The sequence below is a fragment of the Protofrankia sp. CiP1_Cm_nod4 genome, from assembly GCF_982290645.1.
The window spans coordinates 1-642 of record NZ_CEVIVC010000048.1 but is presented as its reverse complement, the minus strand read 5'-3'; the positions used below and the strand labels follow the sequence as shown (position 1 = coordinate 642).

The 642-nt window shown below is 70.2% G+C and carries 1 pseudogene; it reads right to left on the bottom strand.

Annotation, left to right across the window (positions count from 1 at the left end):
* Positions 1-354, bottom strand: a pseudogene (locus AC5LSR_RS11460) (hypothetical protein); the annotation flags it as partial.
* Between the last annotated feature and the right edge of the window lie 288 nt (positions 355-642).

Here is a 642-nt window from a genome sequence, read left to right as displayed (position 1 = left end):
CGGGGTCTCGTGCCCGAGGCCGGACAGCGTGGCCAGCCAGCAGCCCTCGGCCTCGGCCGCCCTCGCGAGCGCCGTGGTGACCGTGGCCAGCACCGGGGCGGGACGCGGCGGCTGGCGATCGGTGGCCCGGGTCCGCATGGCCGCGACGAGCGCCCGCTCCTCGGCGCCGGGCGGGTGGTGCCGGCCCGGATGGCGGCCAGCGGCTCCTTGCCCGCGAGGTCCATGTCGAGATCGGCGTACCCGGGCCCCGCCGGACAGAACGGTCACCACCGGCAGCAGGCCGCGGGCCCGCAGCGCCAGGCGCGCGTAGTACAGGGCCGCGCCACAGCTGATCAGCTGCCGCCGTGTTGTCACTTCACGTAGCTGGACGAACGCGGAAAAAATTTCTACGAAGTGCTTGCGATCATGAAAATCGGCCGCTCCGTCGTGTATGTTTATCCCTGCCGGCGGAAAGCCGGGAGACACCAAGGCCGAGTTCATCGCCCAGGTGGCCCCCATCCCCGGCGCGAGCCTCCCGCAGGAGGCTCGGTGGCCCCGAGGCGAATCCCGGATAATTCGGAGACGTTTGACTCGGCGGGGCTAAGTCAGTAAGTTACAACAGTTGCTCCGAGCGGGTTGCCGAAAGGTGCCTCTCGGTCCGCG